The organism is Paenibacillus konkukensis, assembly GCF_023523925.1.
In the GTDB taxonomy this organism is placed as follows: domain Bacteria; phylum Bacillota; class Bacilli; order Paenibacillales; family NBRC-103111; genus Paenibacillus_S; species Paenibacillus_S doosanensis.
The window spans coordinates 1,609,885-1,622,277 of sequence record NZ_CP027059.1; the positions used below are offsets into that span (position 1 = coordinate 1,609,885).

The window sequence follows — 12,393 nt, forward strand, 5'->3', positions numbered from 1 at the left end:
CGCTTGGCACGATTCTTGCTTCAAAAATCGATGAGTACGATTCACAATATTATTTTGGGAGGTAATCCGCATGATCTACGCTCAGCCAGGCCAAGAAGGCTCCAAAGTCGCTTTTAAAAAACGTTACGACAACTTCATCGGCGGTCAGTGGGTCCCGCCCGTTAACGGCCAATATTTCGAGAACGTAACCCCGGTGACCGGCCAATCGTTCTGCGAGGTGGCCCGTTCAACCGCCGAAGACATCGAGCTGGCGCTGGATGCCGCGCACGCGGCCAAAGCCGCCTGGGGCAGCACTTCAGCCGCTGCCCGCGCCAACGTTCTGAACCGCATCGCCGATCGGATCGAGGCGAATCTGGAGCTGCTCGCCGTAGCCGAGACATGGGACAACGGCAAGCCGGTGAGGGAGACGATGGCCGCCGATCTGCCGCTCGCCATCGATCATTTCCGTTATTTCGCCGGCTGCATCCGAGCGCAGGAAGGCGCTCTCAGCGAAGTCGACGGCGATACGATCGCCTATCACTTCCATGAGCCGCTCGGCGTCGTCGGACAAATCATTCCGTGGAACTTCCCGCTGCTCATGGCGACATGGAAGCTGGCCCCCGCGCTTGCCGCCGGCAACTGCGTCGTGCTGAAGCCGGCCGAGCAGACGCCGGCGTCGATTCTCGTCCTGATGGGGCTGATCGAAGACCTGCTGCCTCCGGGCGTCGTAAACATCGTGAACGGCTTCGGGCTGGAAGCCGGCAAGCCGCTGGCTTCCAGCAGCCGCATCGCCAAGATCGCCTTCACCGGCGAGACGACGACCGGGCGCCTGATCATGCAGTACGCTTCGCAAAATATTATTCCCGTCACGCTGGAGCTGGGCGGCAAATCGCCGAATTTGTTCTTCGAGGACGTGCTTGCCCATGACGACGCTTATTTGAATAAAGCGATCGAAGGCTTCGTGCTGTTCGCCTTGAACCAAGGCGAAGTGTGCACCTGCCCTTCCCGCGCGCTCATTCAGGAATCGATCTACGACGAATTCATCGAACGCGCCTTGAAGCGTGTAGCCGCCATCCGACAAGGCAACCCGCTGGATATGGAGACGATGATCGGCGCTCAGGCTTCCTCGGAGCAGGTGGAGAAAATTTTGTCGTACATGCAAATCGGCCGGGAGGAAGGCGCCGAGCTGCTCGCCGGCGGAGGCAGAGCGCAGCTCGCAGACGGCCTGGAAGCCGGCTATTATATTCAGCCGACCGTCTTTAAAGGAAGCAACAAGATGCGCATCTTCCAGGAAGAAATATTCGGCCCGGTCGTCTCCGTAACGACGTTCAAGGATCAGGAGGAAGCTCTGGCGATCGCCAACGATACGCTGTACGGGCTCGGAGCCGGCGTCTGGACCCGCGACATGAACAAGGCATACCGGATGGGACGGGGCATCGAGGCCGGCCGCGTCTGGACGAACTGCTATCATGCTTATCCGGCCCACGCTGCCTTCGGCGGATATAAAATGTCCGGAATCGGCCGGGAAAATCATAAGATGATGCTGTCCCATTACCAGCAAACGAAAAACCTGCTCGTCAGCTACAGCCCCGACGCCTTGGGTTTCTTCTAAGCGGAGCCGCCCATGACGAACGAACAAGTGCCCCGAGTGACGGTGACGGACGCCGCCCTGGAGCTGATCGCGCGGCTCCGCGGCAAGCATGGCCCGCTCATGTTTCATCAATCCGGGGGCTGCTGCGACGGCAGCTCTCCGATGTGCTATCCCGACGGGGAATTTCTCGTCGGAGATTCGGATGTGCGGCTCGGCGAGATCGGCGGCGCCCCGTTCTATATAAGCAAGGCCCAATATGAATACTGGAAATTTACCCAGCTGATCATCGACGTCGTGCCGGGACGCGGCGGCATGTTTTCGCTGGAAGGCCCCGAAGGGCTGCGCTTTCTGACCCGCTCCCGTGTCTTCACCCCGGAGGAGCAGCGGGCTCTCGGGCTGCTGGAATAAGAGATGCCTGCAGAACAAATCCCCCAAAAGCCATCCATGCCGCTACGCGGCACCACAGACAATGGAAATGGGGTACCAAGAGTAATTTCCAGGGTAGTGACGTGATGCTCTGAAGCTTATTCCGTCCGCATCCAGCCTAAGCTGGATCGGCGTCTACCATTCCTCTGGGATCGTTCTATGGGTAGACATTCCTTTCGGGGAGAACCCGGATATCCACAGGATATGGCTGCGCATCATTTCCATAACAACAAAAAACCGTTAGCTGAGCCGCCATGCTCTGCTAACGGTTTTCTTCATGTTAATAACTTGACTGCCGCTTAAAGGCTTACAGCTTCGGCAGACTTCCGCTGCATCCGCCGCTGCCTACGGGCCGAACTGCGCCTTATGCAGCTTGCTGTAGATGCCGCCCGCCGTAACCAGCTCGCGGTGCGGCCCCTCTTCCGCGACGCCGTCCTCGGTGACGACGACGATGCGGTCCGCGTTCTTGATCGTCGCCAGACGGTGGGCGATGACCAGCGTCGTGCGCCCTTCCGACAGCTCGGCGAGCGATTGCTGAATCGCCACCTCGGTTGCGGTATCGAGAGCGGAGGTCGCCTCGTCGAGAATAAGAATCGGCGGATTTTTGAGGAACATCCGCGCGATGGCGAGCCGCTGCTTCTGACCGCCGGACAGCTTGACGCCGCGCTCCCCGATCATCGTGTCCATCCCGTCCGGCTGATTGCGGATGAACTCCTCAAGCTGCGCCCGCCGGGCCGCCTCCCATATTTCGTCCATCGAAGCGCCAAGCCTGCCGTATGCGATATTTTGCCGAATGGTCCCTTCGAACAAGTAAACCTCCTGCTGCACAATGCCGATCTGGCTGCGCAGCGATTCGAGCGTCATCTTGCGGATATCGAGCCCGTCGATCGTAATATGCCCGCCCGTGCAATCGTAAAACCGCGGCAGCAGACTGCAAATCGTCGTCTTCCCCGCACCGGAAGGACCGACGAAAGCAACGGTTTCCCCTGCGCGAATCGAGAGGCTGAAGTCGTTTAGAATGTTCTTCTCCTCGTTGTAAGCAAACGATACGTTGCTGAATTGAATGTCTCCGTTCAGCTTGCGCACTTTGACGGCGTTCGGAACGTCCGCGATATCCGGCTCGGTATCCATAATGGAGCAGTACCGCTTGAAGCCGGCGATTCCTTTCGGGTAGCTCTCGATCACCGCGTTAATTTTCTCGATCGGACGGAAAAAGACGTTGGACAGCAGCAGGAAGCCGACGAATTGCCCGTACGTCAATTCCTGGCGAATGACGAACCACGTTCCGCACACCATGACGAACAGCGATACGAAGCGCATCATCATGTACGTGATCGACATGCTCTTGGCCATCAGTTTGTAAGCGAGCAGCTTCGTCTGGCGGTATTGACGGTTCGTATCCTTGAACAATTCCTTCTCGTACTCTTCGTTGGTGAACGCCTGAACGACGCGAATGCCGCCGATATTGTTCTCGACACGGGAGTTGAACTCGGCCACATTGCCGAATAGCCGCTCGTACGTACGGGTCATTTTTTTGCTGAAAAAATAGGCGAACCAAGCCATTACCGGAATGACGATAAACGTCAGCACGGCAAGCTTCGCATGGATCGACAGCATAAGCAGAAACGCGCCGATCAGCGTCATGATGGCGATAAACACATCCTCGGGCCCGTGATGGGCGATCTCGCCGATTTCGTTCAAATCGTTCGTAATCCGGGTCATCAAATGACCGGTCTTGTTGTTGTCAAAAAAACGGAACGATAATTTCTGAATATGATCGAACAGCTTCTTGCGCATATCGGTTTCGATGTTAATGCCCAGCATATGCCCCCAATACGTAACGACATACTGCAGCACCGTATTCAGCGCGTAAATGCCGAGCAGCGCAGCGCACGCCCAGGCGATCAGAGTCCAGTCCTTGCTGGGCAGCAGCTTGTCGACAAACTGGTTGACCGCCAGCGGAAAGCCCAGCTCCAGCAGCCCCGCCACGATGGCGCAGCAAAAATCAAGCAGGAACAGCCCGCGATAAGGCCGATAATAGGAAAAAAATCGTTTTAACACGGCAATGACTCCTTTCTTACTCTATGTACTTACATAATGTACGCGCGATCGCTTTCCTCGTCGGAAGCGCACAACGCCTGTGTCCAGCTTAACGGAGTCAGCCTCCGCCATACGATCCATACGATCCATACATTCCATACGATCCATACGCCCCATACGTTCCCGCCGTCCCGTTCCGTCAGGCAGCCGTCCTGCGGACGCGCGTCCATGTGCAATCAGTAACATCATACTGCGGTTCACATATTTTGGCAATCGATTCGGCGCTTCATTGGCGAAATGCGATTTAAAGCTTTGTATCGAAAAAAGCCCCCCGATGCAGCGGGAGGCGACGTACAATTTTCACAATATACTGGCATTTTGAAACGCTTGCCGGTATTGCAAGGGGCTCATTCCCTCCGCCTGGCGAAACGCTCTGCTTAGCTGGCTCTGCTCTCCGAAGCCGACCTGGTCGGCGATTTCTTTAATGGTACAGCTGGAATCGATCAACAGCGTCTTGGCCTTCTGAAGCCGCGTCTGCCGGACATATTCCATCGGAGGCATTCCGAGGTTTTGGAGAAACAAATGGCTCAGATGGCTCGGGCTTAAGTGTACGCTGTCGGCCAGCTCCCGCAAGCTTAACGCTCCGCCCAATCGGTGCTGGACATAGCCGCAAGCTTGCATCACCCGTTCCTCCAGACGAAGCGGGTCGGCAGGCAGACGGTCGGACACGATGGTCAGAAACTGCTGCAGCCATTGGTAGAGCAGCCCCTGCAGCCCGAGAACACGGATCGAAATATCCGTTCTGACCAGATGGGTATGGCGGGGAACGGCTGCGCCGTCCTCCGCAGGCTCCGTGCCGGTCATTAGCTCCCCAAGCCGATCGAAGGCTTCCAGGCACGCGCTCCACATGGAGACGAACCGTTCCAGATCGCCGGCAGCTGCGACAGAGGTCACAACCGGCAGACGGTATAACGTTACCAAGTCCAAATTGCCGATTTTCAAATCGGCGCAAAGCGACAAATACTTAAGCGATGGTCGGCAATCCGCTTGGGGCGGCAATCCGAACAGCGTATTCGGGCGGAATACGATCAGATCGCCGGCGGACGCCTGCCGCCGTTCACCCCCGATCATTACGTCCATCGTCCCGCTCATCACGAGCCAGAACAGCGTATAAGGCATTCTCATAGGCTTGACTTCGTAACCGGCGGTTTTGGGCATGCTGCGAATCCAACGAATTCTGAAGCGTAAATAATCGATGTAGAAGGATTCGTCCTTCAACGTAAACATCCGCTCACCCTCCACATGCTGCATCAGGATAACATTCGCTTTCATTATATCCTAAATGCATTCCCTCCGGATACGAGCGCGGAGACGGGCCCGCCCGCAGCGCGTATCTCTCGCCGCTTCGCTACATCCACTCCAGCGTCCGCTCCCACTGCGCGCCTCCGGCGTTCCCTTGTACCCGCCCCGGCGTGCTTCTGCCTTGCTGCACGTAAGCGCGAAGCAGGCTCGTCAGCTCTTCGACAATCTCCGGATATTCATGCTGGACGTTGACTCTCTCGCCGATATCCCGGGACAGATCGTACAGCTGCACCGCAGGCGAGCCCTCCGGCTCCTGTCCCGGCCGCGGATCGCTCCAGCCGCCCGAGCCCGGGCACAGCTCCAGCTTCCAATCGCCCTTGCGGATCGAGAACGATCCGTTAATCGAATGATGAACGATCGCCTCTCTCAGCGGTCCGTCCCCTTCCCGTCCCAGCCATACCCGCAAATTGCTGACACTGTCCTCGGCGGCGTCCTCCGGCAGGCGAACGCCGACAATTTCGGCGACCGTCGCCATCAGGTCGGTCAGGCAGACGGGCTCCTGCGAGACCGACCCGGCTGCGATTCGCTCCGGCCACTGCACCAGCAGCGGCACCCGGTGGCCGCCTTCGTAGATGTCCGCTTTCTGGCCGCGGAATATATAGCTCGGGTTATGCCCGAACTCAGCCAACGCGCCGTAATCCGCCTTGGGCGAGCAGCCGTTGTCGCTGGTGAAGAGGACGATCGTATTGCGCGTTAGCCCGCAAGCCTCCAGCTTTTGCAAAATCTTTCCTACAACATCGTCGCACATCAGCACGAAATCGCCGTACCGGTTCGTCCCCGATTTGCCGAGAAATTCCTTCGTCGGCATAATCGGCGTATGCGGCGCCGGGAGCGGGTAGTAGATAAAGAAAGGCTCGTCCCGCAACCGGTCGATCGTCTCCAGCACCTTCTCCGTACAGCGGGGGAGCACCTCTTCATGGCAAAAATCCGCTCCCGTCGGGCCTTCGCGCCACCAGGCCGTATCGTCGACCGCCCGGGTGATCCTGTCGGGCGCCGCCGTCACGCGGTCGTTCTCGATATATACGTAAGGCGGCATATCCAGCGAGGCGCTGATGCCGTAATAATAATCGAATCCATAGGCATTCGGCCCGTTTCGAACCGGCTGCTCGTAATCTACGTCTGAAGGCTGCCCGCCGCTTGGCGCCCAATCGAGTCCGAGATGCCACTTGCCGATGCAAGCGGTCCGGTAGCCAGCCTCCTTAAGCAGTGAAGCGACCGTCATGCGCCCCTCTTCGATCAGCGGCTTGGAGTAACCGTTCATCACTCCCTGTTTCAAGGAGGAACGCCAGTTGTATCTTCCCGTCAAAATGCTGTAACGCGAAGGCGTGCATACGGCCGAGCTCGAATGACCGTCGGTAAACCGCATTCCGGCGGCGGCCATCCCGTCCAGATGCGCCGTGTGCAGCTTGGAATGCTCATTCAAGCAGCTTACATCCCCGTAGCCCATGTCATCGGCCAAAATATAAACGATATTCGGTTTGTCCTTCCCGGCAGCGCGAGAGTTCGTCATATTCCATTCTCCTTCGATAATTAGGATCGTCTGCTTGCATCATATCACTTCGTCTGCCGGGAGCCCATGACATGGGCTTCTGATTTTTTGACAAATCTTACGATGCCTTCATTTCCCGTCCCGTTTATGGAAACCGTCCGGGCGACCACCAGTTCCACCGTCCGAGCAGTTTCATTAAGGAAGGTACCAGCATAAGACGCACCACGGTAGCGTCAAGAGCGACCGCTGCGGCGATGCCGATGCCAAGCTGCTTGACCCCGACGACGTCGCCCAGCGCAAAAGGCACGGTAACGACGATGAGAATGGCGGCCGCCGAGGTGATCACCCTGCCCGAAGAAGCCAGCCCCTCCCGCACGGCGGCATCGTTATCGCCTGCCGTCCCATAGCTCTCATACATGCGCGAGAGCAGAAAGACGCCGTAATCCATGCTGATCCCGAACACGAGCCCGAATAAAAAGACGGGGATCATGACCGCGATGCTGCTCGGCTCCATTCCAAAATGCCCCCCTTGAAAAATCCAGACGAGAATGCCGCAAGCGCCGGCAAGACTGGCGATATTCATCAAGATCGCTTTCACCGGCAGCAGCAGCGAGCGAAAGGCGAGATACAGCACGATATAATTCGCAGCGAGAATATATAGGAGCACCCGCGGAAGCCGGCTGCGGACCGTATCGAAAATCTCCTGCTCGTATTTTGCCTCGCCGCCTAACCGAAACGGAAATTCCGCCGAGGGATCGGCTCCCAAACGCTGCCACGTCCTGATCCATGCCATCGTAGCTTCGGAGCCGGGGCCCCCCTCCAGCTCCGCTCGAATCAGCATCCTGTTGTCCGTCACATAGCTGCGAAGCGCGGACGCATAGCCCGATTCCGGATCGAGCGCGGCCTTCCTCGACGCCTGGTATAAGGCTTCCGGCTTCAAGCCGAGGGCGGAAAATACGGAATCGACGCCGCGAACCAGCGGATCGCTCTCCAGCCGCCGCACCAGCGCATACGCCCGCCGCCAATCATTCAAGCTCCAATCGGCGCTTGTCCGCTCCGTCAGGAGGTAGACGCCGGACCGCTCCGGCGGGGCGAAGTGCGCCGCGTACGCTTCCGCGGCCTTGCGGGATTCGTAGCCGTGAGGAAGCGAGGACGCATCCGGTATGGCGAGCTTCATCTGTCTCAGCGGCAGCAGGCAGATGAACAGCAGCAGCGCCGAAAGCAGCAGCATGCGGACCGGTCTGTTCATCACATAATGCGACCATCCAGCCCAGGCGCGCCCAGACGCCGACCGCTTCTTCTCTGCGGCAACCGTCCGTCCGGCCAGCGACAGCATGGCCGGGAGCAAGGTTACAGCCGCGAGGGCGGACACCGCCACCACGGTCATCGCGCCTACGGCCACGGTAGAAAACATCGGCAGAGGCACGAGCAGCACTCCCGCCAGCCCAAGCACGACGCATGCCGCCGAGAACATAACCGCTCTCCCTGCCGTATCCGCCGCCGCCTGCCAAGCCTGCTCCGGCGCCCGCCGGGCAAGCTCTTCGCGGTAGCGGCTTACCAGCATCAGCGCGAAATCGATGCTTAAAGCGAGCCCCACCATCGGAACGACGTTCAGCACAAAATGGGACAGCTCCATACGGGCTCCGATCCAATACATGACGCCCATCGTCACCGTAACTCCGGCTGCGCCCGTCAGGACGGGAAGCAATGCGGAAACGAGGCCGCCGAAAGCGGCCCATAGGACGATCAGAGCTGCGGGTATACCGATCAGCTCCGCCCGTTTCAGATCCTGTGCGCTGGCGCGGTTTACATCGTTTTGCACGACCGTTTTCCCGGTCAGCCGAACCGCGATGCCGCCGTGCTGCGGCAGCTTGCTCTGCAGCTCCTCGATGACGCCGGACATAGCGTATGACGGCTGCGCAAAACCGAGCAGAGCGTAGGCGACGTCGCCGTCGATCAGCCCTGCCCGATTCAGCGGTGATACGGTTTGCGTCAAGCCGCGTACGCTCTGTACCCGATCCAAGGCCAAGCGTATATATTCCAGCCATTCGCTCTGCGCGACGGCGCCGTCGTTCTCGAACACGAGAACGACCGGAGCCTGGGGCAGCCGGAAGCTATCTTCCAATATATTCTGAACCTTGACGAAGTCGTCTTGCGCCAGCAAACCGTGATCCTTCAATACGTCGGGGAGCCTCGCCGCATAGCTTCCGAGCGAGGCGAGCAGGCACAGCCAAACGCACAGAACGAACAGAGGACGGTGAAAAGAAAACGCGGAAAGCCGGCGATAGCCCATCCCAGATTCAGCCTCCTTCGGACAGGTCTTAAGAACCCCTCCCTTTGAGCCTTGTCGCCTTGACCAGACTGGCCGCTAAATTCGGCATCAGCTGCGCCAGCGCCAACAGCAGCCTCGGCAGCACCGGCAGCCCGCTCAGCGAATGAAGCCAGGTGCCCCAGCGCAGCGGGCCGGCGAACTCTCGCTGAACGGCGAGCGCATACTCGGCCTGCCACTGCGCCAGGCTAACCGTGCCGTCCAGGTAGCGATCAGCCAGCCTGGCGCACAGGCGGGCCGACCGCAGCGCCATCGACATGCCGTCGCCGCATAGAGGCGGCACCAGCAGGGAGGCGTCGCCGACATGGGCGAACCGGCCCCATGTGAGCGGCTGCCGGTCCAGCCGGACCGGCGCGACCGCCGCCTCTGTGCCGGGGACGGGCGATGCGTCCAGCAGCCTGCGCCGCAGCAGCGGATGACGCCGGCAAGCCGCGTCCAGCAGCCCGGACACCGTAGGTTCGGCTTCCGGGAACGCCTGCCGCTTCAACAGCGCGCATACGTTGACGCGGTCTCCTTCGATCGGCGATAAGCCGAGATAGCCGCCAGGGAAAAAATACAGCTCCACGACCGGCTCCATCGGTATCCCCGTGAAATGCGATTTCACGCCGATGCAACCGCCGGTTCGGCTTACGGCGCGGTCTCGCGGCCGCTGAAGCCGCATGAGGCGAGGATTCGCGCCCCATGCGCCGATGACCGAGCGGACCAAGAGCTCCTGCGGCAGACCGTCTTCCGCAGGCTTCAGCACAAGACGGAAGCCGCCGCCGGCCGGATGAACCTCCGCGACCGGAGTGCCGGTCACTAGCTCGACGCCGGACCGGTAAGCCGCCTGATGCAGCGCCGAATCGAGCGCATAGCGGCTGACGCCGAGTCCTGTTCCGGGCAGCGGAACGTCCAGCGCGCCTCCGCTGCTTACGATCAGGCGCGCGCGTTCAATACGGCGGGGCTGAAGCCGCTCCACCGTCTTTCGCAAGCCGAGCTCATCCAGTGTGCCGAGCGATTCGGGGGACAGAAATTCGCCGCATACTTTATGCCTCGGGAACGACTTGCCGTCGATCAGCACGGTATCCCATCCTCTGGCCGCCATATCTTTCGCCAGGCTGCTGCCCGCTACGCCCGCCCCGATAATGGCGACATCATGCATGAAATCCATTGCGTCAGCTCCGATCCTCCGTCCGAAGTGATTCTTTGGAAATAACGACCGCATAGCGAAACAGCGGCCTCCAGGCGCAGTACCATGGCCGGCCGCTTGGACATTCCGCTTGCAGCCGCCGCCAGTCGTCCGCACGAAAGCCTTTGGCCACCGACAGCGGCCCGTCGTGAAGAATATACCGGTTGCGCGACAGTACCCGGGCTGCCAGCCAAACGGCAGTCCAAGCCAGCCAATGCCGGTGAATATCGTTAATGACGACGCCCCTGCGCGAAGCCCGGAGCATGCCGGCCACGGCGGCGGGGAGCTCCGCGCAATGAAAATGATGGAGAAACTGCGTGCCCGTAACGACGTCCGCCATCGCTTCGCCGAGCTGGAACAAATCCGCGCGAACGACGCGGACCCGTTCCTCGCTGCGAAAATACCGCCTCGCCTCCTCGCAGGCTTCCTCCGTCCAATCGACGAGCGTAATGTCCATCCGGATTCCGCGGGCATCCGCCCAGGCGAGAAGGCGGCGGTTCACATCGCCGGACCCCGCTCCGACGTCGAGAATGCTGAAAGCCGGCGGCCTTCCCGCTTCCTCCCAGAGACGGCGGACGCCGTGCAGCGTCGGCGCCGCCGCCGCGAATAAGCGGTTCAGCCGGCGCAGATGCCGCAATGCTTCGCGAAGCTCCTCTCCGCCGGCCGACAAATCGTCCATCAGCTCGGCCCGTTCCGAACGCCGTTCGAGGAAATCAGGCATAAGCATTGTTTAACGGCCGCTTCCGCGCGCTAAGCGCGGGCGTGTAACGAATGCGGATCATTTCCGCCGTCAGTCCAGGGCCGAAGGCAATCGCGATGCCGTCTGCGGCTTCCGCTTCCTGTTCCCGCAATCTTTGTCTAAGCTCCTGCAGCACGAACAAGATCGTCGCCGAGGACAGATTGCCGTAATCGCGGAGAACCGCCCGGCTTGCCGCCGTCTGCTCCTCCGTCAGGCCAAGGCTGTTTTGAAGCGCATCCACGATTCCTTTGCCGCCGGGATGAATCGCCCATAGCCGGGGTGACTCCTCGCCTTGCAGCCAATCCTGGATATTCCGGGGCATCCATTCCCCGATAATCCGCGGTATGCCCGGCGACAAATACAGATCAAACCCGCGATCGCCGACCTCCCATACCATCTCGCCGGCATAATCGCTGACGAGCGCGGAGCGATCCTCGCCCAGCTCGAATTCCCCTTCGCTGCCCTCGCCGCCGCTATGCCCGATCACGCAAGCAGCCGCGCCGTCGCCGAAGAAGGAGGCCGCGTACAGATCCTCCCGCCGGACGGATGACTGCAAGTGCAGCGTGCACAATTCCACGCATACGACAAGCACCGCCGCGCGAGGAGACGAGGCCGCAATGCGCCGGGACAACCCTATCGCTTTGAGCCCGGCCGCGCAGCCGAGAAAATTGAGCGGAATCCGCAATACGCCGAGGGATAAGCCAAGCGCTCCGACAAGCAGGCTATCCAGCCCGGGAAGAAACTGTCCCGTACAACTGACGGTAATGACATGCGTTATATGCGAAGGAGACACTCCCGCATCCGAAATGGCCTGCCGGGCCGCAGCTATGCCTAACGGGACCGATTCGCGCTTATAGACGGCCATTCTCTCGGCTGTCGTCGGCACGTCTTCTTCGGGCGTACCCGGCGAATATCTGCACTGCGCCGCCGGCTTTAGCAGCTCCGGCTCGCAGGTATAACGCGTTTCCACCGCACATTGCTTGAAGATTCGCTTAGCCCAGCGCATAGAATCCGGATGATCCTTAAGCGCGTCGGTCAATCTTTGCGCCGCCTCGATCTGCTCAATCCGGTAAGCAGGCACCGAGGTCCCTATACCCAGCAGGGCAACCTTCGAAGCTGTTTGTTCCATGGTGCGCTCGTCCTCTCCATATTTTTCTAATTCAGATGCTAAGACAAGTCTATTCGCCGTGCGCCCCCGTTATGACAGGCAGCGGTCCTCCTTCCTGAATAAGAATCGCGCGCCGGTTTCATACTAGCGGGTAATGGTTAT

Annotated in this window: 10 protein-coding genes; 2 read left to right on the forward strand and 8 right to left on the reverse strand. The window is 59.8% G+C overall.

Going from position 1 to position 12,393, the window contains the following annotated elements; all coding sequences use genetic code 11:
- The first annotated feature begins 70 nt into the window (after positions 1-70).
- On the forward strand, positions 71-1,591 hold the full coding sequence (gene adh / locus SK3146_RS07125) for an aldehyde dehydrogenase (protein ID WP_249864422.1): 1,521 nt from the start codon (positions 71-73) through the stop codon (positions 1,589-1,591).
- Positions 1,592-1,603: 12 nt separating this feature from the next.
- A complete protein-coding gene (locus SK3146_RS07130) occupies positions 1,604-1,978 on the forward strand; it encodes a DUF779 domain-containing protein (RefSeq protein ID WP_249864423.1) in 375 nt (124 codons plus the stop codon).
- A 363-nt stretch (positions 1,979-2,341) separates the two neighbouring features.
- Here the strand turns inward: SK3146_RS07130 and SK3146_RS07135 are convergent, their stop codons facing one another.
- The 8 genes from SK3146_RS07135 to SK3146_RS07170 form a co-directional block, all read right to left on the reverse strand.
- Positions 2,342-4,057, reverse strand: coding sequence for an ABC transporter ATP-binding protein (locus tag SK3146_RS07135; RefSeq protein WP_249864424.1), 1,716 nt, complete (start codon positions 4,055-4,057; stop codon positions 2,342-2,344).
- Between the two features lie 29 nt (positions 4,058-4,086).
- Positions 4,087-4,266 carry a hypothetical protein gene (locus SK3146_RS07140; protein WP_249864425.1) on the reverse strand — a complete coding sequence of 60 codons (180 nt, stop codon included), beginning with the start codon at positions 4,264-4,266 and terminating at the stop codon, positions 4,087-4,089.
- 130 nt (positions 4,267-4,396) lie between these two features.
- A complete protein-coding gene (locus SK3146_RS07145) occupies positions 4,397-5,368 on the reverse strand; it encodes an AraC family transcriptional regulator (RefSeq protein ID WP_249864426.1) in 972 nt (323 codons plus the stop codon).
- 76 nt (positions 5,369-5,444) lie between these two features.
- Positions 5,445-6,908, reverse strand: coding sequence for a sulfatase family protein (locus SK3146_RS07150; protein ID WP_249864427.1), 1,464 nt, complete (start codon positions 6,906-6,908; stop codon positions 5,445-5,447).
- A gap of 124 nt (positions 6,909-7,032) precedes the next feature.
- Entirely contained in the window at positions 7,033-9,180 is a 2,148-nt protein-coding gene (locus SK3146_RS07155; protein ID WP_249864428.1) for an MMPL family transporter, read from the reverse strand.
- A 28-nt stretch (positions 9,181-9,208) separates the two neighbouring features.
- Positions 9,209-10,366 carry an NAD(P)/FAD-dependent oxidoreductase gene (locus SK3146_RS07160; protein WP_249864429.1) on the reverse strand — a complete coding sequence of 386 codons (1,158 nt, stop codon included), beginning with the start codon at positions 10,364-10,366 and terminating at the stop codon, positions 9,209-9,211.
- 4 nt (positions 10,367-10,370) lie between these two features.
- Positions 10,371-11,105 carry a methyltransferase domain-containing protein gene (locus tag SK3146_RS07165; RefSeq protein WP_249866212.1) on the reverse strand — a complete coding sequence of 245 codons (735 nt, stop codon included), beginning with the start codon at positions 11,103-11,105 and terminating at the stop codon, positions 10,371-10,373.
- Positions 11,098-12,252 carry a type III polyketide synthase gene (locus SK3146_RS07170; protein WP_249864430.1) on the reverse strand — a complete coding sequence of 385 codons (1,155 nt, stop codon included), beginning with the start codon at positions 12,250-12,252 and terminating at the stop codon, positions 11,098-11,100. Before SK3146_RS07170 ends, SK3146_RS07165 begins: the two co-directional genes overlap by 8 nt.
- Positions 12,253-12,393 lie beyond the last annotated feature (141 nt).

Bases quoted from the DNA above. Each gene is read 5' to 3' on its own strand.
- adh (WP_249864422.1), top strand. From the start codon at position 71: ATGATCTACGCTCAGCCAGGCCAAGAAGGCTCCAAAGTCGCTTTTAAA.
- SK3146_RS07130 (WP_249864423.1), top strand. From the start codon at position 1,604: ATGACGAACGAACAAGTGCCCCGAGTGACGGTGACGGACGCCGCCCTG.
- SK3146_RS07140 (WP_249864425.1), bottom strand. From the start codon at position 4,266: ATGGACGCGCGTCCGCAGGACGGCTGCCTGACGGAACGGGACGGCGGG.
- SK3146_RS07145 (WP_249864426.1), bottom strand. From the start codon at position 5,368: ATGAAAGCGAATGTTATCCTGATGCAGCATGTGGAGGGTGAGCGGATG.
- SK3146_RS07150 (WP_249864427.1), bottom strand. From the start codon at position 6,908: ATGACGAACTCTCGCGCTGCCGGGAAGGACAAACCGAATATCGTTTAT.
- SK3146_RS07155 (WP_249864428.1), bottom strand. From the start codon at position 9,180: ATGGGCTATCGCCGGCTTTCCGCGTTTTCTTTTCACCGTCCTCTGTTC.
- SK3146_RS07160 (WP_249864429.1), bottom strand. From the start codon at position 10,366: ATGGATTTCATGCATGATGTCGCCATTATCGGGGCGGGCGTAGCGGGC.
- SK3146_RS07165 (WP_249866212.1), bottom strand. From the start codon at position 11,105: ATGCCTGATTTCCTCGAACGGCGTTCGGAACGGGCCGAGCTGATGGAC.
- SK3146_RS07170 (WP_249864430.1), bottom strand. From the start codon at position 12,252: ATGGAACAAACAGCTTCGAAGGTTGCCCTGCTGGGTATAGGGACCTCG.